Consider the following 24,191-nt stretch of genomic DNA (forward strand, 5'->3'; position numbering starts at 1 on the left):
AACACATATGCGAATGTCGCTCCGGCGGCAGGAATGGCGATTTTGACGATGACTTTTGCACACCTCCCCAGCCCGCTCGCGCAGGCTCTCGAAGCGCATGGCTACACCGCGCTGACCCCGGTCCAGGCTGCCGTCACCGAACCCGAAGCTGCTGGCCGCGACCTTGTCGTGTCGGCACAGACCGGCTCGGGCAAGACCGTGGCCTTCGGCCTTGCCATGGCGCCCGAACTGATCGGCGATGAAAGCGCCCTGCCCTTTGCCACCGCGCCCCTCGCACTGGTCGTGGCGCCGACGCGCGAACTCGCGCTGCAGGTCAGCCGCGAGTTGCAGTGGCTCTATGCGCCGACCCACGCGCGCATCGCCACCTGCGTCGGCGGCATGGACCCTTCGCGCGAACGCCGCACGCTGCAGGGCGGCGCCCATATCGTCGTCGGCACGCCCGGCCGCCTGCGTGACCACCTCGAACGCGGTGCGCTCGACCTCTCGGCGCTCGCGTGCGTCGTTCTCGACGAGGCTGACGAGATGCTCGACATGGGCTTCCGTGAAGACCTCGAGGAACTGCTCGACGCAACGCCCGAAAACCGCCGCACCCTGCTATTCTCGGCGACGATGCCCAAACCGATCGAGGCTCTGGCAAGGCGCTATCAGAAGAACTCGCTGCGCATCTCCACGGTTGGCGAAAATCGCGGCCATGGCGATATTGCCTACCGCGCCGTTGCCGTTGCCCCGGCAGAAATCGAAGCCGCAGTAGTCAACCTGCTGCGCTTCCACGAAGCGGAAACCGCGATGCTGTTCTGCGCCACGCGCGACAATGTCCGCCGCCTCCACGCCACGCTGGTCGAACGCGGCTTCACCGCCGTCGCGCTTTCGGGCGAGCATAGCCAGTCGGAGCGCAACAACGCGTTGCAGGCCCTGCGCGATCGCCGTGCCCGCGTCTGCGTGGCTACCGACGTCGCAGCGCGCGGCATCGACCTTCCCAGCCTGAGCCTCGTCGTCCACGTGGAAATCCCGCGCGATGCCGAAACGCTGCAGCACCGCTCCGGCCGCACCGGCCGCGCCGGCAAGAAGGGCACCGCCGTGCTGATCGTGCCGTTCCCGCGCCGCCGCCGCGTCGAGATGATGCTGCGCGGAGCCAAGATCAACGCCGAGTGGGCCGAAGTGCCGACGCCGGAAGCGATCCGCGCGCAGGACCGCGAACGCCTGCTCGAAACGATTCTCGCGCCGGTCGAGCCGGACGAGGCCGATCTCGACATTGCCCGCACCCTGCTTGAGCAGCGCAGCGCCGAGGAACTGGCCGCAGCGCTGGTCCGCGCCCATCGCGCCGCGCTGCCCCAGCCCGAAGAGCTGCTCTCTGGCTCCGACGAAGGCCGCAAGCAGGCTGCGCACCGCCCCGGCTTTGACGATGTGGTGTGGTTCCGCATGGACGTGGGTCGCCGCCAGAACGCCGATCCGCGCTGGATCCTGCCGACGCTGTGCCGCCGCGGCCACGTCTCGCGCCAGGAAATCGGCGCGATCCGCATTGCTCCCAACGACACCTGGTTCCAGGTCCCGCGCGCCATTGCCGACCGCTTCGCCGATGCCGTGCGCCGCACCGCCGATCCCAAGGGCGAGGACGAGAACGGAATCCACATCGAGGCCGCACCCGATGGTCCGCGCGAAATGGCGCGCGACAACCGCCGCGGCGCCAACGATGGCCCGCGCAAGTTCCACCGCAATGATGGCCCGCGCGGCGAAGACCATCGCGGCCCCCGCCGCCCGCACCCGGCAGGCCAGCGCCCTCAGGGAAGGCCGCACCGCAAGGGCCCAGCCCAGCCACGCTGATCAAACCGGCGGAACGAAATCAGCAGCTCCGGCTTGGACTACCGTTCAAGCCGGAGTTTTTGCATGTCCCAGATACCCAAGCCTGCCACCTTCCGCCTGCTCGGCGCGCTGGCGCTGCCTCTCGCCCTGATGCTGGGCGCGTGCGATACGGCCGACAAGCCGACGCAGCCGATGGATGCCAAGGATATCCCTGAGAATCAGGGCATGGGCGGGGCCTATGACGGCAACCCGTCCGGCACGCCATCAGGCGCCGGGGCCAATACAGCCGCCAACATGCCAGCCGAGGATCGCTCCTCGGCCGACGGCACTACGCCGATGCAGTCTCAGCCACAGTAAGGCGGCTTATTCCTCGCCCATGCGCAGCGCGGCGATGAAGGCTTCCTGCGGGATCGAGACGTTGCCGTACTCGCGCATGCGGGCCTTGCCCTTCTTCTGCTTTTCCAGAAGCTTCTTCTTGCGGGTAATGTCGCCGCCATAGCACTTGGCGGTGACGTCCTTGCGCATTGCCGCGATCGTCTCGCGCGCGACGACCTTGCCGCCGATTGCCGCCTGGACCGGGATCTTGAACAGGTGGCGCGGGATCAGGTCCTTGAGGCGTTCGCACATGTGACGCCCGCGCGCCTCGGCAGCGCTGCGGTGCACGATCATCGACAGCGCATCGACCGGCTCGTTGTTGACGAGAATGCTCATCTTCACCAGATCGCCCTCGCGCAGGCCAATCTGCTCGTAGTCGAACGAGGCATAGCCCCGGCTGATCGACTTGAGGCGATCATAAAAGTCGAACACCACTTCGTTGAGCGGCAGCTCATACGTCACTTGCGCACGCCCGCCGACATAGGTCAGACCGGTCTGCACGCCGCGACGGTCCTGGCACAACTTCAGCACCGAGCCGAGGTATTCGTCGGGCGTGTAGATGGTGCCCTTGATCCACGGTTCGTCGATCTGTTCGATACGGCTGGGATCGGGGTAGTCGGCCGGATTGTGCAGCAGGATCTCGCGCGCATCGTCATTGCGGCTGGCGCGCAACTGGATGCGGTAAACCACTGAAGGTGCAGTGGTAATAAGGTCGAGATCGTACTCGCGGCTGAGGCGTTCCTGAATGATTTCGAGGTGCAGCAATCCGAGGAAGCCGCAGCGGAAACCGAAGCCCAATGCTGCGCTCGATTCCATCTCGAAGCTGAACGATGCGTCGTTCAGACGAAGCTTGGCGATGCTCTCGCGCAGCTTTTCGAACTCGGCGGCGTCGACCGGGAAGATGCCGCAGAACACCACCGGCTGGACTTCCTTGAAGCCCGGCAGCGCTTCCTTGGCACCCTGCTTGACGGTGGTGATCGTGTCCCCCACGCGGGCCTGCGCCACTTCCTTGATCTGCGCGGTGATGAAGCCGATTTCGCCCGGACCCAGTTCGTCGAGCGTCTCGATCTTCGGCCGCATGCAGCCGACACGGTCGATCAGGTGCTCGGTCCCGCCGGCCATGAACTTGACCTGCAGGCCCTTCCTGATCACGCCGTCGATGACGCGAACGAGAATGACGACGCCAAGGTACGGATCGTACCACGAGTCCACCAGCATGGCCTTCAATGGCGCGGTGCGGTCGCCCTTCGGCGGCGGAATGCGCTCCACCACGGAATCGAGCACTTCCTCGATGCCGATGCCCGACTTGGCGCTGGTCATCACCGCATTGCTGGCATCAAGCCCGATCACGTCCTCGATCTCGGCCTTGACCTTCTCGGGCTCGGCGGCGGGCAGGTCGATCTTGTTGATCACCGGCACGATCTCGTGGTCGTGCTCGATCGACTGGTAGACGTTGGCGAGCGTCTGCGCTTCTACGCCTTGCGCCGCATCCACCACCAGCAACGCGCCTTCGCACGCGGCAAGGCTGCGGCTCACTTCATAGGCGAAGTCGACGTGGCCCGGCGTGTCCATCAGGTTCAGCTGATAGGTCTTGCCGTCCTTGGCCTTGTAATCAAGGCGCACGGTCTGCGCCTTGATGGTGATGCCGCGCTCCTTCTCGATGTCCATGTTGTCGAGCACCTGCTCGGACATTTCACGCTCGGAAAGGCCGCCGGTGTACTGGATCAGACGATCCGCCAGCGTCGACTTGCCGTGGTCGATATGGGCGATGATGGAGAAATTGCGGATCAGCGAAAGGTCGGTCATGTCGGTCTTTGAATGAAGCGGTGCGGTGCGCACCGGAGGGCCGTTAGCAGGTGTGCACCTGCGAGTCACGATGGCCCGAGTCTGCATTGGCGAAAGCACCAAAGCGCGATTCTTTGCAGATGCGCGTCAGTTTTTCGACATCGGACACAAAGCCGAAATATTATCTTTCCTCGGAAAATCAGCCGGATAAGTCGAGTTTCTCGAAGCGAAATCCGTCATTGCGTCAACTGACTGTCACAAACCCGTCATTTTCAGCGCCTAGCGGCTCCGGCAACACAGTGAACGGAGAAGCAAAGTGTCGGCAAGCAAGGCGTTCAAGGCGGCGTTGGCAGCAACCGTCTTCCTGTCTGCACCGCAAGTCGCGGCAGCGGCGGAAGATCAGGACGCAAAGATCGCCGATCTTCAGCGCCAGGTCGATGAGCTGAAGGCCATCGTCAAGGCCATGCAGGCCGCCCAGGCTGCTCCGCAAATGGCTGCTTCTGCCCCTGCTGCAACTTCGGCCCCAGCCACGACAGCCTCATCGCAAACCGGCACCGCCGCCGCTCAACCGGTAGTGCTTGCTGCAGCGACGCCCGAGGCCAAGCCTGCGCCCAAGAAGAAGGCCTGGCACGAGAAGCTGATGATCCGCGGCTACACCCAGATGCGCATGAACGAGATCGTCGGCGGCCCGAAGAACGCGCCTGCGGGCGTATCGCGCCTGCGTTCAGTGCAGGACAGCGGGATCAGCGAGAACGGAAACTTCACGCTTCGCCGCGCGCGCCTTGTCGTGCAGGGAGACATCTCCGACCGCGTCTCGCTCTATATGCAGGGCGATATGGCCGCTGCGGTCAGCAACCAGTCGGCCAATGAATCGCGCCAGCATTTCTTCCAGATGCGCGATGCCTATGCCGACGTGTTCCTCGACAAGGCCAAGACCCTGAAGGTGCGCCTTGGCCAATCGAAAGTGCCCTACGGCTGGGAAAACCTCCAGAGCTCGTCGAACCGTGTGCCGCTGGATCGTACTGATGCGATCAACGCCCCTGTTCCCGGCGAACGTGATCTGGGCGTCGTGCTCTACTATACCCCCCGAAGATCCAGAAGATCTGGGACGAGCTTACCCAGGATGGCCAGAAGCTGTTCGGCAATTACGGCGCCTTCGCGCTTGCCGCCTACAACGGGCAGGGCATCAACAAGGTTGAACGCAACGGCGGGCTGATGACGGTTGCCATGGCTACGATGCCGTTCCGGCTCGACGGCATTGGCCTTGACGGGCAGGTCGCGGAATTCGGCGTGACCGCGATGCGCAACCAGTTCCGCCCGGAAATCCGCGCCGGTGGCGTTTCGACGATCTCCTATGACGACAACCACGTAAACTTCCACGGCATGATCTATCCCAAGCCTTTCGGCATTCAGGCCGAATGGACTTTCGGGACTGCACCACAGTGGGACCGCACGCTTGGCGCAATCCGTTCGCAGCGCGCGTCCGGCGGCTATGTCATGGCCATGTACCGGATGCCGGAAACCCCGATCGGCCAGCTCATTCCGTTCGCACGCTGGCAGAAGTATCGCGGTGGCTGGAAGAGCGCGATCAACGCACCCCGCCTCGAAACCGACGAGTATGAGGTGGGCGTCGAATGGCTCCCGCTGAAGGAGCTGGAAGTGACGCTCAACTACGCCAATGTTTCCCGTACCGAAGCAGACGAACGACGGACCGGGCAGGCCAAGGGCGACGTGATCCGGGCGCAGGTGCAGTGGAACTACTGAACTCTCGCTCCTGAGGGTATCGGGCACTCCGGCACCGAAGGAATGGCTACCCGCTGACGTCCGTTTATCGCAGGCCAAAGGCGGGTCGTCGCTTGCCGCGCACAAGCCTCGCCCGTTCATCCGACGTTGTGGATCGTGCCGCAAGGATCGCCGTTGTCGCAGCAAATCGGTTCAACCGAACTGCAAGCATAGTTTCGACTACGGGAGCATCCCATGAGAAAGACCATTCTGGCCGCAACCTTGGCGGCTATCGCCCTTCCCGCTGCACCGGCCCTGGCAGATCCCCCGCACTGGGCTCCGGCTCACGGTCATCGGGCCAAGCATGACCGCATCTATGACAGCCGCGGTCGCTATCTCGAGCCGCGCCGCATCAGCAGCCGCGATACGGTTTGGCGCGGTCGCGACGGTCGCTATTATTGCAAGCGCAGCAACGGCACGACCGGGCTGATCATCGGCGCCGCCGGCGGCGCGCTTCTGGGCCGTGCCATCGACACGCGCGGCGATCGTGCGCTCGGCACGATCCTCGGCGCAGCCGGTGGTGCGCTGCTCGGTCGCGAGATCGAACGCAGCGGCGGTCGCTGCCGCTGAGCGGATTGCAGCCAGACATATTGGGGCGGTTCTGCGGAGCCGCCCCTTTTGCTATTTGTGGACCAGTTCCTTGACCAGCGCCGGCGCCGGGTAGATCACTTCCAAGGCATGCTGGATTGCTGCCGTACTCACGACAACGGTCCTGTTTAACGCGCCCTGATAGCCGTAGTTGCCACCGATCGAATGGATATTGCCGTCAAACGCCGCGCCGATCACGCTGCCGTTGCGGTCAATTACCGGCGAGCCTGAGTTGCCGCCAATGATGTCGTTGGTCGTGACGAAATCGAACGGCAAGGACTTGTCGATCTTCGCCTCGTTCGCTGCAAATGCACTGGCCAGATCGAAGGGTTCGGCGCCTGTCGCACGGTCGAATGCGCCGCCGATGGTGGTGACCGGCGCAACGTCCTGCCCGCGCTCCTTCCAGCCTTCGACCTTCCCATAGCTGATGCGCAGCGTGAACGTGGCGTCGGGATAGACATTGTTGCCATAGGCCATGAACCGCGCATCGGCGAGCCGGGCTCCCGCCTCGGCCAGAGGTCCGGCATAGCGTTCGTCCACCAGCTTCTTCAGTTCCCGCTCGCGTGCGTCGATCTTGCGGGCATAGACGATCATCGGGTCGGACGGTGCCTCGATAGCCTTGCGCCCGCCTTCCCACAGCGCCTTGCGTGCGGCCGGATCGGCCAGCGTCGTGCCGCCTACCAGCCGCTCGGCCAGGCCCTCCGGCGATTCCTTGCCAAGCAGGAGCCGGGTGTCGGGATCGTCGGCGCCGAGATACTCGCGCGCCTTCGACAGGCTCCATGCCAGCTCCAGTTGCTCCATCCACGGATAGACCGGGGCCTCGTCGAGCAGCGTCTTGGCGGTGAGTTCGAGGCTGGAATCGCGAAATTCCGGCAGACGCTCGGCGTTGGGCTTCTCCCGCTCTGCCGCGCCCTGCACCAGCTTCATGGCCTGATCCATCAGCGCCGAGTGCGGCACGATGAAACGCCACGGCACATAGATGTCGCGATAGGCCTGCACTGCCTTGGCGGTATCCGCCCAAGGATCGCCGATTCCCGGCTTGCCCATGGTCTTCGCCTTCAGGTCCGCCTCGGCATCGCCCAGCATCCTGAGGAACGCCGGATCGTTCAGCGCCTTCTGCCGCCCGATATAGACCTTGAGGCTGTTCTCGATGCCGAACAGTTCGTCAGCGCCCTCACGCTTCTGCTGCGGGCTTTCGTCCATGGCCGCGATCAGGCGCCCGCGCAGTTCGGACAGGATCGTGGTGGTCAGCGGAAGTCCAACCTCACGCTGGAAGGCGATCTGGTCGGTGGTGAATAGCCGCTGCGTTGCACCCGGATTGCCCACCACGAACGTCGCTTCGCCTACCTTCGGCGCGCGAGAGTTCCATGAGAGATGGGCAGGAGTTGGAACCGGTTTGCCATTCTCGTAAGCCCGCAGGAACGCGGCATCGAGCGCATAGCGCGGGTAATTGAAATTGTCGGGGTCGCCGCCGAAGAAGGCTGCCTGGAACTGCGGCGCCCAGGCCAGCCGCACGTCCGAATACTTGCGGTAGGTATAGAGCTTGTACTGCCCGCCTCCGAACAGCGTCACCACCTCGCAGCGCGTGGTCTTGCCGTCCTTGCACCCGTCCTTCTCGATCCGCGCCACTTCGGCATCGCGCGCCTTGACCAGCGCTTCGCCAGTCGAAGCGCCGATCGCCGCCTTGACCCGCGCGGTCACGTCGGAAATCGCGGTTACGACCTCGGCCTGCTGGCCCGGGCATTTGAGTTCCTCCTCGCGCCGGGTGGGCACGAAGCCGTCCTTCAGGAGATCGCGCTTGTCGGTGGAGTTGTCCTGCGCGCATTCGACGACGCAATGGTGGTTCGTCAGGATCAGCCCCTCGGGCGAAACAAAGCTGGCCGAGCACCCTCCGGTCAGGCGCACCGCAGCGGCCTGCACGCGGCCAAGCCACTTGGCATCTGGTGCCCAGCCATAGTCCTTCTGCATCCTGGCCGTGGGGAAAGCATCGAAAGTCCACATGCCTTCATCGGCCAGCGCCTGCGAGGAATGGAACGACAACGCCAGCAGCGCAGCGGAAGCAGCGAGACGGAACTTGGCCATGCACCCGGTCCTGAAAGTTACAATTGCAATCGCATTAACCATTGCACGACATGAACGGATTTTAAAGTGACAATGTTACATGCACTGTTCGTCAATAAAGCCTTGCGACAGGATCGGCTTCGCATAACCTGTGTGCATGTGGCTGCTAGACCAGATGCTCAAAAGGCTGATCCGCAAGGGTAAGCTTGTCGTAATCGATCATGATGGCAAGGAGTATGCCTATGGCGAGCCATCCGCCCCGCCCCTGAAGATCCGTTTCACGGACAAGGGCGCGGCCATGCATGTCGCCAAGGACCCGCGAGTCGGCGCGGGCGAGGCGTACATGGACGGACGCATGGTCATCGAACCGCCGCACGATGTGCGCGATTTCGTCCTGTTCGTCATGGGCAATGCCAGCAACGCCGGCGGGATTGACCGCAAGGGCCCGGTCCGCAAGGCGCTTTCCAAGGTCGTCTCGCGCATCGACCAGATCAACCAGCGGGCGCAGGCCTCGAAGAACGTCGTTCACCACTACGACCTGACCCGCCAGTTCTACGAGCTGTTCCTCGACGAGGACCGGCAATACACGATGGCCTACTTCCGCGATCCGGAAAACACGCTGGAGCGAGCTCAGGTCGACAAGAAGGCGCTGATCGCCTCCAAGCTGCGGCTGGTGCCGGGGCAGAGTTCAGGGATGCGTGTGCTGGACATCGGCTGCGGCTGGGGCGGTCTGGCGCTCTATCTCAACCGTCACTTCGGCTGCGAAGTGCTGGGCGTCAGCCTCGCCCCTGACCAGATCAGGTTCGCGCAGGAGCGCGCCGAGGAGGCCGGCGTGGCCGACAAGGTCAAGTTCCAGCTGATAGACTACCGCGATGTGCAGGGCCAGTTCGATCGCATCACCAGCGTCGGCATGATAGAGCACGTCGGCGCGCCCAATTTCGGCGAGTACTTCGCCAAGACCAACGAATTGCTCGATCCTGATGGGATCATGCTGACCCACACGATCGGCCGCAAGGGCGCACCGGGAACGACCGACAAGTGGACGCGCAAGTACATCTTCCCGGGCGGCTACATCCCGGCGATGAGCGAACTGGTTTCCGCACTGGAGAAGACCGGCTGGGAAGTCGGCGACATCGAGGTCCTGCGTTACCACTATGCCTATACGCTGGCCGAATGGTACCGCCGCGCCACCATGCACCGTGAGGAGATCGTCGCGCTTTATGACGAGCGCCTGTTCCGCATGTGGCAATTCTACCTTGCCGGAGCCGAGCAAAGCTTCCGCCACGGCGGCATGGTCAACTTCCACATCCAGAGCGTGAAGCGTCGCAGCGCGCTGCCGATGACCCGCGACTACATGCAGCAGGAATGGGCGCGACTGTCCGCTCTGGACGAAGCGCCGGAATGGCATCTGGAGCGCAAGGCGGCGGAGTAGGCGCGAATGCGTCAAGCAATGGCGATTGCGCTGTTGGGGCAAATCGAGTGAACTGCCTCTCATAAACAGAGAGGACATCGCTTGAGCTGGGAACCCGAGGTCGAGGAACTGCGCCGTCGTGAGGCGCTGGCCGAGCAGATGGGCGGCGTCGAAAAGGTCGCACGCCAGCACGGCCGCGGCAAGCTCGATGCCCGCGCGCGCATTGCCGGGCTGGTCGATGCCGGATCGTTTCGCGAGATCGGCAAGATCGCCGGCAAAGGCTCCTACGGGCCTGACGGCGAACTGCTCGATCTCGCCCCCTCCAACCTGATTTTCGGCCGCGCCAACATCGAAGAGCGCCCGGTCGTCGCCTCGGCAGATGACTTCACCGTGCGCGGTGGGGCAGCCGACGCCGCCATCGCGCGCAAGTTCATCCAGTGCGAGCAGATGGCGCACACCCTGAAGATTCCGCTGATCCGCATGATCGACGGGACCGGCGGCGGCGGATCGGTGCGGACTCTCGAAGACATTGGCGCGACTTACGTCCCGGCCACGCCCGGCTGGGCCAAGTCGTCAAGAACCTCGAGACCGTGCCGGTCGTCGCTCTATCGCTCGGCCCGACTGCTGGCCTTGGTGCGGCGCGCGTTGTCGCCAGCCATTATTCGATCATGGTCAAGGGCCTCTCCCAGTTGTTTGCTGCAGGCCCGGCAGTCGTTTCCGCCATCGGTGAAGACCGCAGCAAGGAAGAGCTTGGCGGCAGCGCCATCCACACCCGTAACGGCGTGGTCGATGAGGAAGTTGCCAGCGAAGCCGAGGCGTTCGCCCGTGCCCGCCGGTTCCTCTCCTACCTGCCGAGCCACGTCGGTGCCCCTGCCCCTCGCGCCGCCGCGACAGACCCGGCCGAAAGGCGCGAGGACTTCCTGATCGATCTTGTCCCGCGCGAGGCCAAGCAGGTCTACTCCATGCGCCGGCTGCTCGACGCCGTGGTCGACAGGGGTTCATTGTTCGAGATGGGTCGTCTGTGGGGCCGCGCTGTCATCACCGCCTTTGCCCGGCTTGATGGCTGGCCTGTGGCAGTGCTGGCCAGCGATCCAAGTTATCTCGGCGGATCATGGGATGCGCGCAGCAGCGAGAAGGCCGAACGCTTCATCAAGCTCGCCGATCAGTTCCGCCTGCCGATCGTCCACCTGGTCGACAACCCCGGCTTCATGATCGGCCACACCGCCGAAAGTACCGGCACGATCCGTTACGGCGTGCAGGCGATGAATGCGATCTACAAGGCTACCGTGCCGCTTTGCTCCGTTATCGTCCGCCGCGCCTACGGCATCGCCGGCAGCGCGATGAGCAATGCGGAGAACTTCCAGTATCGCTTTGCCTGGCCATCGGGGGACTGGGGCAGCCTGCCCATCGAAGGCGGTATCGAAGTGGCTTACAAGTCAGAGATCGAGGCAGCCGAGGACCCGACAGCGCACCTCGAAAGCATCCGCGACCGGCTGAACCGGGTGCGCTCACCCTTCCGCACCGCCGAGCGTTTCGGTGTGGAAGACATCATCGATCCACGAGACACCCGTCCCCTGCTCTGCGAATTCGCCGATCTGGCCTGGCGGACCCTGCCCTGAGCCATCAGGTGAAATCTGCGGCACTGGCAATGGAATGAAACTCGCCGAGACGTTGCCATCGAAGAGACTGTTCGTTAGCAAGACTAACGAACAAATCTCAGCAGGGTGCCTTTCGATGACCGCTCCTACCGCAGCCGACCTCTCCGCCGAAATCCAGCGTGTCTTCGCGCTCCAGCAGTCCCATATGTGGGAAGCAAAAGCCTCCAGCGTCGATGTGCGCAAGGAGAAGCTCGCGCGCCTCAAGGCTGCGGTGGAAGCCCACGCCGACGACATCGTCGCAGCCGTGCTGGAAGACACCCGCAAGCCGGTGGGCGAAATCCGCGTTACCGAAGTGCTCAACGTTACCGCCAACATCCAGCGCAACATCGACAATCTCGATGAGTGGATGAAGCCGACGGAAGTCCAGACCTCGCTGAACCCCGCGGACCGCGCGCAGATCGCCTATGAAGCGCGCGGCGTCTGCCTGATCCTCGGGCCGTGGAACTTCCCTCTCGGCCTCGCACTTGGCCCGGTGGCCGCCGCCATTGCGGCCGGCAACACCTGCATCGTCAAGCTGACCGACCTGTGCCCGGCAACGGCGAAGATCGCCTCGGTCATCATCAAGGAAGCTTTCGACGAAAGGGACGTGGCGCTGTTCGAAGGCGACGTTTCGGTGGCAACTGCCCTGCTGGACCTGCCCTTCCACCACATCTTCTTCACCGGCAGCCCCCGCGTTGGCAGGATCGTCATGGCCGCCGCCGCCAAGCACCTCACCAGCGTGACTCTGGAACTCGGTGGCAAGTCTCCGGTCATCGTCGACGACAGCGCCGACATCGACCAGATCGCCGCGCAGCTTGCCGCTGCCAAGCAGTTCAATGGCGGGCAGGCTTGCATCAGCCCTGACTACGTGTTCGTGAAGGAAGACAAGAAGGCTGCGCTGGTGGAAGGCTTTCGCGCCAACGTCGCAAAGAACCTCTATGACGAAAGCGGCGCGCTGAAGAAGGACAGCATCGCACAGGTCGTCAACAAGGCGAACTTCGACCGGGTGAAGGCAATGTTCGACGATGCCGTTGCCAAGGGCGCGACCGTTGCCGTTGGCGGCACGTTCGAAGCCGCTGACCTTACCGTCCACCCGACGATGCTGACCGACGTGACACCGCAGATGACGATCCTGCAGGACGAAATCTTCGCCCCGGTCATCCCGGTGATGACCTACGACACCCTCGACCAGGCCATCGGCTACATCGAGGCACGCGACAAGCCGCTGGCGCTCTACGTCTACAGCAAGGACGAGGACAACATCGAGAAGGTCCTCGCCCGCACCTCGTCAGGTGGCGTAACCGTCAATGGCGTGTTCTCGCACTACCTTGAGAACAACCTGCCGTTCGGCGGCGTGAACACCAGCGGCATGGGTAGCTATCACGGATACTTCGGCTTCAAGTGCTTCAGCCACGAGCGCGCGATCTACCGGCACAGCTGAGCCAGGCCCCAAGCCTCGGAACCACACGCAACTCCGGAGGTTGCTGCACCAAACGGTGCAAAGGCGGCGGCGCACCATTCCGCCGCCTTCGTCTTGGGAGGCGCCTCGTGTCGGCATTGAGTTATCACGCAGCAAGCGCTGCCAATCTGGTAGAGGGCGTCGCCGAGATCACCACCGACGTACTTCGCCACCACCTCTACCAGTCGCTGATGCTGGCGGACGAACTCAAGATGCACGCCCTCAGCGCGAGCGTATGCGAACTTCTCAGATCACTCGATCCCTGAGCCCGGAGGTCTCGGTGAGGCAGGGTATTCAAGCTTTGGTTGCACCCCTGCCCCCCGCCTGTTAGGCGCGCGGCGCGTTATTCAAGGGGAGTCGCTCCGCCCATGTCCGGTCCTGACAAAGCAGATATCAAGAAGGTCGTCCTCGCCTATTCCGGCGGCCTCGACACTTCCGTCATCCTCAAGTGGCTGCAGGTCACCTACAACTGCGAAGTGGTGACCTTCACCGCCGACCTCGGCCAGGGCGAGGAGCTTGAGCCCGCGCGCGCCAAGGCCAAGCTGATGGGCGTGCCCGACGACAACATCTACATCGATGATCTGCGCGAGGAATTCGTGCGCGATTTCGTCTTCCCGATGATGCGCGCCAACGCCCGTTACGAGGGCGACTACCTGCTCGGCACCTCGATCGCCCGCCCGCTCATTTCCAAGCGCCTGATCGAGATCGCGCGGGAAACCGGCGCCGACGCCGTCGCCCACGGCGCGACCGGCAAGGGCAACGACCAGGTTCGCTTCGAACTGTCGGCCTATGCGCTCGAACCCGGCATCAAGGTCATCGCCCCGTGGCGCGAATGGGACCTCACCAGCCGCACCGCGCTGATCGCATGGGCCGAAGCGCACCAGATCCCCGTCCCCAAGGACAAGCGTGGCGAAAGCCCGTTCTCGACCGACGCCAACCTCCTCCACACCTCGTCCGAGGGCAAGGTTCTGGAAGATCCGTGGGAAGAAACCCCGGATTACGTCTATTCGCGCACGGTCAATCCCGAGGACGCGCCGGACACCCCGGAATACATCACCATCGACTTCGAAAAGGGCGACGGCGTTGCGCTCAATGGCCAGGCGATGTCGCCGGCCACCCTGCTGGCTGCGCTCAACGACCTTGGCCGCAAGCATGGCATCGGCCGTCTCGACCTCGTCGAGAACCGCTTCGTGGGCATGAAGAGCCGCGGCATGTATGAAACGCCGGGCGGCGAGATATATGCGCGCGCCCATCGCGGGATCGAAAGCATCACGCTCGATCGCGGTGCGGCGCACCTCAAGGACGAGCTCATGCCCAAGTACGCAGAGCTCATCTACAACGGCTTCTGGTTCAGCCCCGAGCGCGAGATGCTGCAGGCGGCGATCGACCACAGCCAGGCCCGGGTCAATGGCACGGTCCGGCTCAAGCTGTACAAGGGCAATGCCTCGGTCGTTGGCCGCAAGTCGCCCGACAGCCTCTACTCCGAACGCCACGTGACGTTCGAGGACGATGCCGGTGCCTATGACCAGAAGGACGCAGCCGGCTTCATCAAGCTGAATGCGCTCCGGTTGCGCCTTTTGGCGCAGAGAAACCAGTAAACGCTTGCGTCTTCTGGCCCAGCAAGGCCGCTGATTGCTGCGCTTCGGCGCTGCACAATAACTATCCACCGAAGAGTGCGGGACTGTGGATAACTCCCGCACTTTTCGCTTGCGCGACTCAGGGATGAGGCGCAGCTTTTACATGTCGAGAGTGCACAAAACCTTGGAAATCAGGACTTAAAGACCTGAACTTTCAGGATTAAGTGCACAACGGCACGAACACGGACAGTTTGCAGCGTAACCAACCGGCAGGCACCTTCGGGCTGATCTGCGGATGCGCGAAACTGCGGCTTTCGTGATCGGACAAGGAATGCAAAACGGCATCGTTTTCCACGGTGCAGCGCGCGGTCAGGCTTCGGTCTCCATCCGGCGCGATGCGGCGCAGACAAAGGTGACGGACAGCATTTCACCCCGCCGAACGGGGGCAACCAACCGGCCAGATATCGGTCTGGACGGAAGTGGGCCACCGGCCGAAGGGGAAACGCCCATGAACGGCTTTACCGGATCGCTTGCAAGAGCAACCGGGACGGTCGTGGAAATGCGGAGCGACGGAGGAGTGCCTGCACTCGACCGGCGCAGGCGGACGAAAGGACGGATAGCGGCGCGACCTTGTGCGAAAGCACGGATCGGCAGCAGCCCAGGGGCTACGCGCCCCGGACGGCATCCGCCTCGACGACCGCCAAGCGCAAAGCGCGCTCCGTCAGGCAACGCCAGGCAGCGTTTGGCCGTCAGCAATGACAGCCCAGCGCGAAATGGTCGAAGCCAGCCGCGACCAGACAAGCCGGAACGGACGTAGAGTGGGGGCCGGCAGCAATGCTGGCCCCCATTTGCTGTTCTCCCGCGCGACCTCCAACCTGTGGAGCGAGCAGGCGCGTCACTTCACCTCAAGCTGCCCCCGCACCGCACCCTTCGGGAAATCGGCGGTATGGACATTGACGTAGTACCCTCCCGGCGCAGCGACGATCCTCTTGAGAAGTTCAGGTTCCATCGCGATGCAATCGTCGCTGTCCTTGCCGGTCACGTCGATCGTGGCGACTGGCTTGCCGTCGTTGCCGGCAGTGCCTTCATGGACGTGGGCCATGGTCGGCTTGGCGATCTTGTCGGCCCACAAGGTAAAGCAGAAATCGCCAGTCTCGTCATCGGCGTCGGCCTTGAAGCCGCCCATGCCATCGGGATCGCCGCCCGCCGTCTCGGCAGCGCCGCCAAGCGTGGCGACGAGTGTTACCGGCTTGGCCACAGCCGGGCTGGTCGCTCCTGCGGCCAGGGCAATCATAGCGGTCATCGCTGCGACGTCTGCATGCTTCATCGCGATCTCTCCCTGTTTCGGCCCGTTCTCAAGCGACTCCGCCTGACTGCAGGCCGCTCCGCCAGACTACACCCTCCTGGCACTTGCGGAAATTGATTGCGCGCAAGCTGTCAGTTCTGGCTCCGCTCAGCCACAGGGATAGGCCCCGCCTGTTCCGGTAACCCCCGGCGTGAGGTTGCGGTTGTCGCGGATCAGAAATGCTCCCTCCTTGCGCATCACGGGATTGTCGACGAACAGATCACCCATCAGCCCCTGATGCTGATAGTAGACTTCGACAAACATCACCGCGCTGTTGGCCGACGCCGTGATCTTGGTCGGCCCGCTTCCCATTCCGGCCAGCGCCGTACCGTTCAACCCGTTGCGCGTGCTGTCATTGCCATAAGCGGATTGCCGCGATAGCCGCCCGTAGCAGCGCTGCCAGCGGATGTACTGCTTCCCCGTTGCGGCATCGCGTTCAAGGCTTGAGAGAATGATCCTGCCCCGGGCCGCGAAATCAAGGCCTGCTGCCTGCTCCTGCGCGCCACGCATGACCTCGTTGATATCGCCTTCACTGACTGTCGGCGTGACCACGCTGTTGTCAGTCTGCCCGATGCGCGAAGCATTGTCCGCCAGCGAGAGCGCGATCTCGCTGATCTTCATGTCGACAGAGTTCATGTAGGCCACTTCGAGCCCGTAGAGCGCGATCGACAGGATGAACGGCGTGATGATCGCGAACTCGACAACGGAAACGCCCGAGCGATCCCGAGCGAGACGTTTGGCACAACGGCCTAGTTTGGCGGAAACTGTCCTCAGCATACGCGCGGAGTCGAGCCGTAGCTGCCGTCCTGCAGAGCGAAAGGCTGGTTGCGCTTCACAGCAATGGCGGTGATCTCGCGCCGGCTCCAGTCAAGCGGCACGATGGGCACGGCGAACACGGGATCGTATTGCACCCGCACCGTATAGACGATCACATCGTTCGCGCCGCCATTGCCGGACCGCCCCAGGTCTTCGTCCCACGATCCGTTGCCGTTCTCGTCCGTATACCCCTCGCCCGGCGAGCACGCCCCATCGCCGTTCTTGTCGTCTAGCGGCTCGCCCTTGTTGGTGCGGGCAAAGTCGTAATAGCTCTTTCGGGTGGAAGTCACCTGCGCGCCGGGCACGATCGGCCGCATGGCGCTGATCACCTTGGCGTCGGCAACGGAGGTGTCGCCGGTCTCCAGCGTGGAATCGCGTGCAGCCTTCTCGACCGCGCCATCCAGGACACCTTTGGCGTAAACCATTTGGCCAAGGTCGAGGCAACCCACCAGCGCCAGCAGGAACGCCGGAGCCACAAACGCGAACTCGATGGTGGTGACGCCGCCGTTCTCGCCGTGCAGTGTAAGAAGTTTCTTCATTGATACACCCGCAATTCGCCCACGTTCTTCGCGATTTCCTGAAAGGCGCTGTTCAGCTGTGTAGCGTTGGTGGCCAGAAACGAGCTGTTGCTCGATGCGCAGTAGGTCAGGTCCGAAGTGAGGCTCGAAGCGAAGGCGATAACCCACACGCGGAACCCCTTGTCCTTGGCGTTATCGCAAAGGGCGCGGAAGCGCAGCGTGTGCCGGGCCGCCTGATTGCTCACGCCATCGTCGGTCACCCTGCGGTCGTGCCATTCTATGCCATAGCTCGACTGGATCGTGTTGCTCGGCTCCATCAGCCCGTCGGTCATGAAGATGATGTGGCGCGAAACCTTGCCACCGTTGGTGGGCGCAATGTTCACGGTGTCTGCCCACGGCCCCTGCGGCGAGCTCAGCCGCAGTCCCCACAGCATGCCAAGGTCATGATAAGTTGATCCGTCTGCGATCAACGAGTCCGCATAGGAATAAAACGCCGACTGGTTCATCGTTGACAGCAGTTGCGCTTGGTAAGGGCACTTGGAAGTAGCTCGGCTACCTTGGGAAGTCTGCACCGCGTTGGTCAGGAATGTACCCTGCCAGTTAGATACTGTCCGATAATAGGCAAGCTCGGGCCACATCGGCCCCCACTTCGTGTCGGGGTCGTCGTCCGGCACCATGTCAACATTGAGGTCAAGCGCGGTAGACGGCGACATGCCGTCAGAACTCGAATAGCTGATGCTGTCTGTAGCGTCGCTCTCGCGCTCCTCGATGCAGCCGCCCCAGGTATAGCTTGCTGCCGCGCCGCTGGTGCCGTTGGGTTTGCTGACGGCTGCGAAGGTCTTGTAGACGCTCGTATCTACGCTGACTTCCTTGTACGCCCAGCTGGCAAACTCCTGGCGGGTACGTGTCTCGTAGATGGGATCGGAGGTGGCATAGCTGCGCATGATGTAGTTGCGGGTGGTGTTGAACGAGAACACCCGCCAGCGATTGTTGTTGGTCTGCTGGCAAAGGTAAGTCGTCTTGCGTTGCGGCTGCGTCGTCGTCGTGGTCACGACCTGCTGTCCGCTGCCATTGGTGACGGTCGAGCTGCTGGTCGTGGCATTGCCATTGTTGGCCCATGCGAGGTCGGCAGGGCGCGCATTGTTGCAATTTGCTTGCGAGGTGTAGTTCGTTGAACTGTACTGTGAGGTGCTGCCGACAATCTCGGTCGAATAGGTCTGTTCGCTGGTGTTGACCGGTGCAGCCCAGCCTGTGAAAACCTGCTCGGTAATGGTATTGTAAACTGGTTCGCGGGACTGGATTTGCCACGTGTCGGCCAGATAAGCCGGGTCCAGATTATAGATCAGGCGCCCGACGTTCACCGACGAGCTGTAGGGTACAAACGAATATCGGATGCGTGCGTTCGAACCTTGCGTGGCCGTGGCAACCGTATCGTAGAAGTTCTTCATTGCCACGCGCAGCGCCTGGATGCGGGTCTGGCTGGTGCCGGACAGCGTGTTGCCCATGGAGCCGGTGGTATCGAGCACCATGGTAATGTCGCTGTTGCCCACGCCCATCGTGGCGCTGCAGGCCACACTGACCGGGATCGTTTCCACGCCCAGCAGGTTCATCACTGCCGTCTGAACCGTCGTCGAAGCCGTGCCCGAGATCAGATTGCCGTTGTTGGCCGATGCCGTGGTGAATGTTGTCCCGGTCGCACCAAGCTCACCTTCCACGAAGTTGGTATTGAAGTAGGCGTTTGCCTGATTCCGCGCGGCCGTGTCATAGCCGTTGGTCGTAACGGCGCGTCGTCCGGCGAGTGTGCCAGCATCACAAGCCGTCTGCAGCCGGTTGCGCGCCTTGTAGACCCGGTTGATATCAAGCCCGCCGCCGATCAGCGCGACGATGACCGGCACGCTGGCAGCAGCGATCGGCAGAACGCTGCCGCCAGTGCTCGCAAAAAGCCTTCTGATGAACCTCGCCATGCCGTCCCGCTTTGCCCTTGCCATCGCTGACACTGGCTAAAGCGGCTCAAGACGGTTTCCAGAACCTTACCTTTATCGGGAATTCATAGGAGCTTTAGTCGTATTTAATCCGTAGTTTTATCAATAGAAACAAACACATATTTTAACCATCTTTAGTGGCTGAAAAAGCCTGCCATCCGTGAACCCTGACCTCCTCACTGTTGGCACCGGCCACTGGCGGGAAGAGTGCCGGTTTACCATTTCCGGACACCGCAAAACGCACCGGAGCGGCCTGCTCGAAGTATGCGCCCTCCACCGGGTGCTGGCGTCGGCGGAAGAACCCTGTCTCCTGCAGATGCGGATCATCCATCACGTCGGCCAGATCGCGTACCGCTTGCGCGGGGATCTGGGCTGCATGGCACCGCGCCAAGATCTCCGCAGTCGGCAAGGCTGGGGTGAACCGCGCTATCGCCTGATACAGTTCGGGCTGGGCCTTCAACCGAAGTTGCGGCGTCGAGAGGTGCTCCTGATCCAGGAAGTCCGGCTGCCCGAGCAGCGCGAAGATGCGTATCCAGGCATCGTCGGTATAGGCAACGATGCTGATCCAGCCATCGGCTGTCGGGAAAGGCTGGCGATCGGGATCGATCTGTCGTGCATAGCCCGCAGGCCCGTTGGGTGGGTCGAACGTCTTGCCGCCAAGGTGTTCAAGCAGCATGAAGCTTGAAAACACCTCGAACATCGGCACTTCCACCCTTTGCCCTTCGCCTGTCCGCTGCTTGTGCACGATAGCGGCCATTGCTGCATAGGCGGCATGCAGGCCTGCCACCTTGTCGGCGATCAGCGACGGGAGATAGCGCGGGCGCGGGTTGCCATCGACACGAGGCAACAGCGTCGCCGTGCCGGTCGCCGCCTGGATCACGTCATCGTAGGCCTGCAGGTCGGCATAGGGACCGTCCTGACCAAAGCCGACGCAATGGACGTAGATCAATCCGGGATTGACGGCCTTGACCGCCTCGTAATCCAGCCCGATCCGCTCGAGCGCCTTGCCCCGCACGTTCACCACGAACACGTCTGCATCGCGCAGCAGTTTGAGCATGATGGCGCGGTCGGCCTCGTCCTTCAGGTCGAGGGCAACGGACTTCTTGCCACGGTTGAGCGCCATCCATGCCGGTGCCATGCCCGGCGTCACCGCTGCTCTTGCCGACCAGCGAAACGCATCGCCAATGCCGGGCGCCTCGACCTTGATCACGTCTGCGCCGAGATCCGCCATGATCTGGGTGGCATAAGGGCCGAAGACCACGGTTGTCAGATCGACAACGCGGATGCCCTCAAGGAGAACTGGATTTTCCGCCACCTGCCCTGTCCCTTCAGTCAAACGCAAAGCTGTTTCTCTTGTCACCAGGCGTAATCACGACGCGCCTGCCGAGCGGATCGCTCTCCAGCATCGTGGCAACGGTGGTGGCATCGCGCGTGGTGGCAACGAAGCGCCCACCTGTGTCGAGTTCGCCGATCACGATGGCCTGCTCGGGCACGCCTTTGGCAAAAATCACCGTAAATGTGCCGATGCGGCCCTGCCCTTGCGCTGCAACCGCCATGGTGGCCATCGGCACGGCATCAAGTTGCGCCTGCAGTTCCGCACTCTGGCACCCCGGCCATTCACGCGGTTCGCTGGACAGTACCGCTGCACCATACTTGGACTGGAAGCCTCCGTTCAGGCCAACCAGACCCTTGGCTCCAGGCTTGCCGCGCAAGACCTCGACCATGCTCGCCAGCGCATGGGTGGAGTAGTTGTTGCCCGCGCCGCCGAAGTAGGGAAGGCCGCCGGTAACTGTCAGACCGCGCGGATCGTCTGCCGCAAGGCCCAGCCCGTCTATCGCGGCATTGAACACCGGAACGGGGAAGCAGGAGTAGAAGTCGAACGCTGCGATTGCGTCCGCGGTGGCGTTCGCCTGCGACAGCGCGGCGGCGATGGCAGCATTTGCAGCGGGATAGGCCCCGATATCCGGCCGTTCCAGCAGTTCTCGCTCGTTGGCCAGGGCGGCCCCATGAAGATAGATCCACCTGTCTTCGGGCACTCCGGCCCCGCGCGCCGCCTTGGCCGACATCACCACCAGCGCCGCTGCCTGGTTCACCTGATCGCGGGAGACGAGCTTCAGCGGATAGGGATCGCAGATCATCCGGTTGCGCTCGCCGGGGGTGGCAATCTCCGCGGCGTTCATCGGCTTGACCGCGCCTGCGCTGTAGGGATTTCCTGCCGCAACATTCGTGAACGGCGCGAACAGGTTCCCCATTTCGCGGCCATAGGCTTCGCGCGACAGCCCCAGCCGCGCTCGGCGCGCATTCTCGCACAAGGCATAGGCCGTAACCGGTGCGCGAATGCCATGGGCTATGCTAGTGGCCGAAAGCGTACCTTCAAAGCCCAGGCCTTTGTCGATCCACTGCACACCCATCGCATCGGGGTCATCGCTCTCGGCCCAGTCCCGCATCTCACCCTTGGCCACGAGATGGCGCACCGTCGAAATCGCCTCGCTGCCGAACATCAAGGCTGCGGACACGGCACCTGCCGCGATGCGATTCCCAAGATCGGCCAGCAGGGCCAGCGGAGACTGTCCCCCCACCTTCTCGAGGATCGCGACCTCAGGCTTGATGCCAAGCCTTCGGGCAACTGCCAGCGGCAGCTTGTCGGCCCGGCCGAACGGAACCTGCATGGCGCCTGATTCCTCGAACGTCCGGATTGAACCGACCGCTTGCACCAGCGCAGCGACCGCCGGACCTGCTTGCGTATCGGCAAGAGCCGCGCGGGCTGCCGCAGCCGCAAGATCGGCAAACGACAGGCCGACATATCCGGGCTCGTCGATCCGTTCGACGAACTGGCCAACCCCGACAATGACCGGGGTGTTTTCCGACAGGGGCATGGCATCCTTTCCTGCTTTTTCGGCAGGCTAGGAGCGCTCGGTCGCAGCGTCCAATCGATTTAATCTTTCGATTTATAGTGATTCCGAATATATAGACGCGATGCAGTCCGATGTTGATGTGAAAGCGATCCGTTGCTTCCTCGCACTTGCGCAGGAACTCAGCTTCGGCCGCGCGGCGAAGCGCATGAACCTGACGCAGCCCAGCCTGTCTGCGCAGATCCGCAAGCTAGAAGAACAGATCGGCCAGCGTCTGTTCGACCGGACGACGCGCGCGGTCCAACTTTCACCGGTTGGCAGGGCGCTACTCGACCAGGCCGGCACTTTCGTCGCCCAGGCCGACGCCTTCGCCGCGCAGCTCGCTGCCTGGCGGGACCGCCCTGATCGCCGGATCGTCCTCGGAGCGCCGATCTATACGTTCGAGCTGCCGCAGCATGGGGCGCTGCTATCGGCGATCGCGCGCGAGATTCCGGACATATCGCTGCGGGTGGACAACGACTTTGCCTATTCCCTGTGCGAAGGCCTGATCAAGGGCACCGTCGACCTTGCCTTGGTCGTTGCCGCGGTCGTGCCTCATGACAAGTATCTGGCCGACATGGCGCGCCAGCAATGCGGCGAACTTGAAATTCCCGATGGCCTGCCCCGCCTGACGCTGAGCCGCGAACCGATCGGCCTTGCCATTCCGCAAGAGCATCCGCTCGCCCGGTTCGACGTCGTGCCCCAAGCCGCCTTGTCCGGATCGGTCATCGCGATGCTCGCACCGCTGCACGGCAAAAGGCTGTACCAACCAATATCGACGTGGCTGTCAGCTGCCGGGGCGACAGGCTTCCTCCCGCCCGAAGCGCACGCCTTTGCGCTGGAGCGATACTGCCGCGAGTATCGCATCCCGGCGATCTCCATAGCGCAATTTCGCCCCAGAGATCATGGGAACGTGGTCTACAGGCCCGTCGCAGGCCTTTCCGTCGTCACGGAGCTGGCGGTTCTGCGCAGCTCTCGCCACATGCGCGGGCGAGCGAGGAGCAGCTTTGGAAAATTGCAGAATCGCTTGTGCCTCAGGCATTTATCGACTGACCGTCGGGGCCCTTGCGCGGGCGCGCTTGCGCCATCAGGGCCCGCGCTCCGGTCGACATATGCTGGCGCAGGAAGCGGCTTGCCGCGCTGGCATCGGTATAGCCCAGGCGATGCGACAGTTCGGTCAGGTTGGGCCTTCGCGCAGTGCGGAAGTACTCGTCGGCAGTGTGCTTGCGTACCTGTTCGAGAATGACCGCAAAGCTCGTGCCCCGTTCCGCGAGGCGGCGCTGAAGGCTCTGCGGCGAAAGACCGGCAAGCCCCGCGACATGAGGCAGGTTTGCGCGCCGCTCGGTGAGATTGGTGGCGATGAAGTAGCGCACCTGCTGCATCAGGTCGCCGGGCCACTGGCTGTCGGCCTGGGCCAACTGCCTCTCAAGGTAGCGAACCATGTTGGGATTGGCTCGCTGCGAAGGCCGATGCAGGTCAGACTTGCGGAAGACCAGCGCGCAGCGATCGGATCCAAACTCGATCGGACAGCGGAACACCGCCTGATGGTATCGCGAACTCTGCGGCGCCGGATGATCCAGCTCCAGCCTGATCGGCGTCCACTCCTCGCCAAGCAGCATTCGCGTGATGCGCAACTGGAGCGTCAGCGTAGCCTGCAGGAATTGGGAACCGCCGAACCGTGCCGGAACCATGAGCACATGGCGCAAGGCCGCCTCATGGCCGGTGATGTCAGTGCTCGAACGCATCGCCGCGCTTTCGAGGTGCATGTAGCGTCGCGTTATCCGGGTCGCCTCGTCGAGCGTGGTGCAATGATCCCACAGCAGGCTGATCGGGCCAAAGCCGCGCACGTTGCACCACATCGAGAACGCCACGCCGAGGTCCTCGCGGCCCGATGCGATCGCAGCTGCCTGCAGAACGTCGACATGGGCGCTTGCCGGCAGCCATTCCGCCTCGTTGGCCTGTTCCACGTGGGCGAACACGTCAGGAGGGCAAAGGCTTCTAAGGTCGAGCCCTGAAACCTCCGCGAAGTGGGCGAACTGACGCATGGCGCTGGAATGTGCGAGACCGGTTTCCGATTCCATCATGATGCAATCTGACAATAGTGTGCCGCGATCCGTCAAGATCAATTAAGCGATTAAACGCACAATGCCGCTGCAGCCAGCTT

The 24,191-nt window shown here is 63.1% G+C and carries 20 protein-coding genes and 2 pseudogenes; 11 read left to right on the plus strand and 11 right to left on the minus strand.

All coding sequences use genetic code 11. From position 1 onward, the window contains the following. The first annotated feature begins 48 nt into the window (after positions 1 to 48). Both C7W88_RS15315 and C7W88_RS15320 read left to right on the plus strand, forming a co-directional pair. Positions 49 to 1,821: a DEAD/DEAH box helicase gene (locus tag C7W88_RS15315; protein WP_118074810.1), complete on the plus strand. Its 1,773-nt coding sequence runs from the start codon at positions 49 to 51 to the stop codon at positions 1,819 to 1,821. 63 nt (positions 1,822 to 1,884) lie between these two features. Next, positions 1,885 to 2,157 carry a hypothetical protein gene (locus tag C7W88_RS15320; RefSeq protein ID WP_118074205.1) on the plus strand — a complete coding sequence of 91 codons (273 nt, stop codon included), beginning with the start codon at positions 1,885 to 1,887 and terminating at the stop codon, positions 2,155 to 2,157. Between the two features lie 6 nt (positions 2,158 to 2,163). Here C7W88_RS15320 and lepA read toward each other — a convergent pair whose 3' ends face one another. Further along, positions 2,164 to 3,981: a translation elongation factor 4 gene (gene lepA / locus C7W88_RS15325; RefSeq protein WP_118074206.1), complete on the minus strand. Its 1,818-nt coding sequence runs from the start codon at positions 3,979 to 3,981 to the stop codon at positions 2,164 to 2,166. Between the two features lie 295 nt (positions 3,982 to 4,276). Between lepA and C7W88_RS24835 the strand changes: the two genes are divergently transcribed. From C7W88_RS24835 to C7W88_RS15335, 3 genes are all read left to right on the plus strand, one after another. Beyond that, positions 4,277 to 5,176: a porin gene (locus C7W88_RS24835; RefSeq protein ID WP_370073146.1), complete on the plus strand. Its 900-nt coding sequence runs from the start codon at positions 4,277 to 4,279 to the stop codon at positions 5,174 to 5,176. Between the two features lie 11 nt (positions 5,177 to 5,187). Beyond that, entirely contained in the window at positions 5,188 to 5,724 is a 537-nt protein-coding gene (locus tag C7W88_RS24840) for a porin (RefSeq protein WP_370073147.1), read from the plus strand. A 213-nt stretch (positions 5,725 to 5,937) separates the two neighbouring features. Next, positions 5,938 to 6,312 carry a glycine zipper 2TM domain-containing protein gene (locus tag C7W88_RS15335; protein WP_118074207.1) on the plus strand — a complete coding sequence of 125 codons (375 nt, stop codon included), beginning with the start codon at positions 5,938 to 5,940 and terminating at the stop codon, positions 6,310 to 6,312. A 51-nt stretch (positions 6,313 to 6,363) separates the two neighbouring features. On the opposite strand, the gene C7W88_RS15340 is transcribed toward C7W88_RS15335, so the two are convergent. Then, entirely contained in the window at positions 6,364 to 8,412 is a 2,049-nt protein-coding gene (locus tag C7W88_RS15340; RefSeq protein WP_118074208.1) for a S46 family peptidase, read from the minus strand. Between the two features lie 136 nt (positions 8,413 to 8,548). On the opposite strand from C7W88_RS15340, the gene C7W88_RS15345 reads away from it, so the two are divergent. The 5 genes and pseudogenes from C7W88_RS15345 to C7W88_RS15360 all read left to right on the plus strand — a co-directional run bounded on the left by C7W88_RS15345 (position 8,549) and on the right by C7W88_RS15360 (position 14,496). Continuing rightward, entirely contained in the window at positions 8,549 to 9,823 is a 1,275-nt protein-coding gene (locus C7W88_RS15345) for a cyclopropane-fatty-acyl-phospholipid synthase family protein (protein WP_118074209.1), read from the plus strand. Between the two features lie 81 nt (positions 9,824 to 9,904). After that, positions 9,905 to 11,421, plus strand: a pseudogene (locus tag C7W88_RS15350) (acyl-CoA carboxylase subunit beta). A gap of 115 nt (positions 11,422 to 11,536) precedes the next feature. Next, positions 11,537 to 12,880: an aldehyde dehydrogenase family protein gene (locus C7W88_RS15355; RefSeq protein ID WP_118074210.1), complete on the plus strand. Its 1,344-nt coding sequence runs from the start codon at positions 11,537 to 11,539 to the stop codon at positions 12,878 to 12,880. Between the two features lie 107 nt (positions 12,881 to 12,987). Next, positions 12,988 to 13,164: a hypothetical protein gene (locus C7W88_RS22785; RefSeq protein WP_162896088.1), complete on the plus strand. Its 177-nt coding sequence runs from the start codon at positions 12,988 to 12,990 to the stop codon at positions 13,162 to 13,164. A gap of 102 nt (positions 13,165 to 13,266) precedes the next feature. Next, positions 13,267 to 14,496 carry an argininosuccinate synthase gene (locus C7W88_RS15360; RefSeq protein WP_118074211.1) on the plus strand — a complete coding sequence of 410 codons (1,230 nt, stop codon included), beginning with the start codon at positions 13,267 to 13,269 and terminating at the stop codon, positions 14,494 to 14,496. A gap of 874 nt (positions 14,497 to 15,370) precedes the next feature. On the opposite strand, the gene C7W88_RS15365 is transcribed toward C7W88_RS15360, so the two are convergent. The 6 genes from C7W88_RS15365 to C7W88_RS15390 all read right to left on the minus strand — a co-directional run bounded on the left by C7W88_RS15365 (position 15,371) and on the right by C7W88_RS15390 (position 22,012). Next, entirely contained in the window at positions 15,371 to 15,802 is a 432-nt protein-coding gene (locus C7W88_RS15365; RefSeq protein ID WP_118074212.1) for a CHRD domain-containing protein, read from the minus strand. A 126-nt stretch (positions 15,803 to 15,928) separates the two neighbouring features. Then, positions 15,929 to 16,597: a TadE/TadG family type IV pilus assembly protein gene (locus C7W88_RS15370; protein WP_118074213.1), complete on the minus strand. Its 669-nt coding sequence runs from the start codon at positions 16,595 to 16,597 to the stop codon at positions 15,929 to 15,931. Continuing rightward, the gene (locus tag C7W88_RS15375) at positions 16,591 to 17,175 is read right to left on the minus strand and encodes a TadE/TadG family type IV pilus assembly protein (protein WP_118074214.1); all 585 of its coding nucleotides are present in this window, start codon (positions 17,173 to 17,175) and stop codon (positions 16,591 to 16,593) included. The genes C7W88_RS15370 and C7W88_RS15375 overlap by 7 nt, the downstream gene beginning before the upstream one ends. Beyond that, on the minus strand, positions 17,172 to 19,118 hold the full coding sequence (locus C7W88_RS15380; protein ID WP_118074811.1) for a TadE/TadG family type IV pilus assembly protein: 1,947 nt from the start codon (positions 19,116 to 19,118) through the stop codon (positions 17,172 to 17,174). The genes C7W88_RS15375 and C7W88_RS15380 overlap by 4 nt, the downstream gene beginning before the upstream one ends. Before the next feature lie 142 nt (positions 19,119 to 19,260). Continuing rightward, the gene (locus tag C7W88_RS15385; protein WP_240344704.1) at positions 19,261 to 20,478 is read right to left on the minus strand and encodes a CaiB/BaiF CoA-transferase family protein; all 1,218 of its coding nucleotides are present in this window, start codon (positions 20,476 to 20,478) and stop codon (positions 19,261 to 19,263) included. Next, positions 20,465 to 22,012, minus strand: coding sequence for an acetyl-CoA acetyltransferase (locus tag C7W88_RS15390; RefSeq protein ID WP_118074216.1), 1,548 nt, complete (start codon positions 22,010 to 22,012; stop codon positions 20,465 to 20,467). The genes C7W88_RS15385 and C7W88_RS15390 overlap by 14 nt, the downstream gene beginning before the upstream one ends. A 100-nt stretch (positions 22,013 to 22,112) precedes the next feature. Between C7W88_RS15390 and C7W88_RS24845 the strand changes: the two are divergent. Beyond that, a pseudogene (locus C7W88_RS24845) lies at positions 22,113 to 22,298 on the plus strand (LysR family transcriptional regulator); the annotation flags it as partial. Positions 22,299 to 22,313: 15 nt separating this feature from the next. Here the strand turns inward: C7W88_RS24845 and C7W88_RS24385 are convergent. The 3 genes from C7W88_RS24385 to C7W88_RS15400 all read right to left on the minus strand — a co-directional run bounded on the left by C7W88_RS24385 (position 22,314) and on the right by C7W88_RS15400 (position 24,111). Beyond that, complete coding sequence (locus C7W88_RS24385; RefSeq protein WP_255418784.1) at positions 22,314 to 22,445, minus strand: hypothetical protein; 132 nt, start codon at positions 22,443 to 22,445, stop codon at positions 22,314 to 22,316. 9 nt (positions 22,446 to 22,454) lie between these two features. Then, positions 22,455 to 22,733, minus strand: coding sequence for a hypothetical protein (locus C7W88_RS23160; RefSeq protein ID WP_205525317.1), 279 nt, complete (start codon positions 22,731 to 22,733; stop codon positions 22,455 to 22,457). 328 nt (positions 22,734 to 23,061) lie between these two features. Further along, positions 23,062 to 24,111 carry an AraC family transcriptional regulator gene (locus tag C7W88_RS15400; protein ID WP_118074218.1) on the minus strand — a complete coding sequence of 350 codons (1,050 nt, stop codon included), beginning with the start codon at positions 24,109 to 24,111 and terminating at the stop codon, positions 23,062 to 23,064. Positions 24,112 to 24,191: the final 80 nt, after the last annotated feature.

Source organism: Novosphingobium sp. THN1 (assembly GCF_003454795.1).
In the GTDB taxonomy this organism is placed as follows: Bacteria; Pseudomonadota; Alphaproteobacteria; order Sphingomonadales; family Sphingomonadaceae; genus Novosphingobium.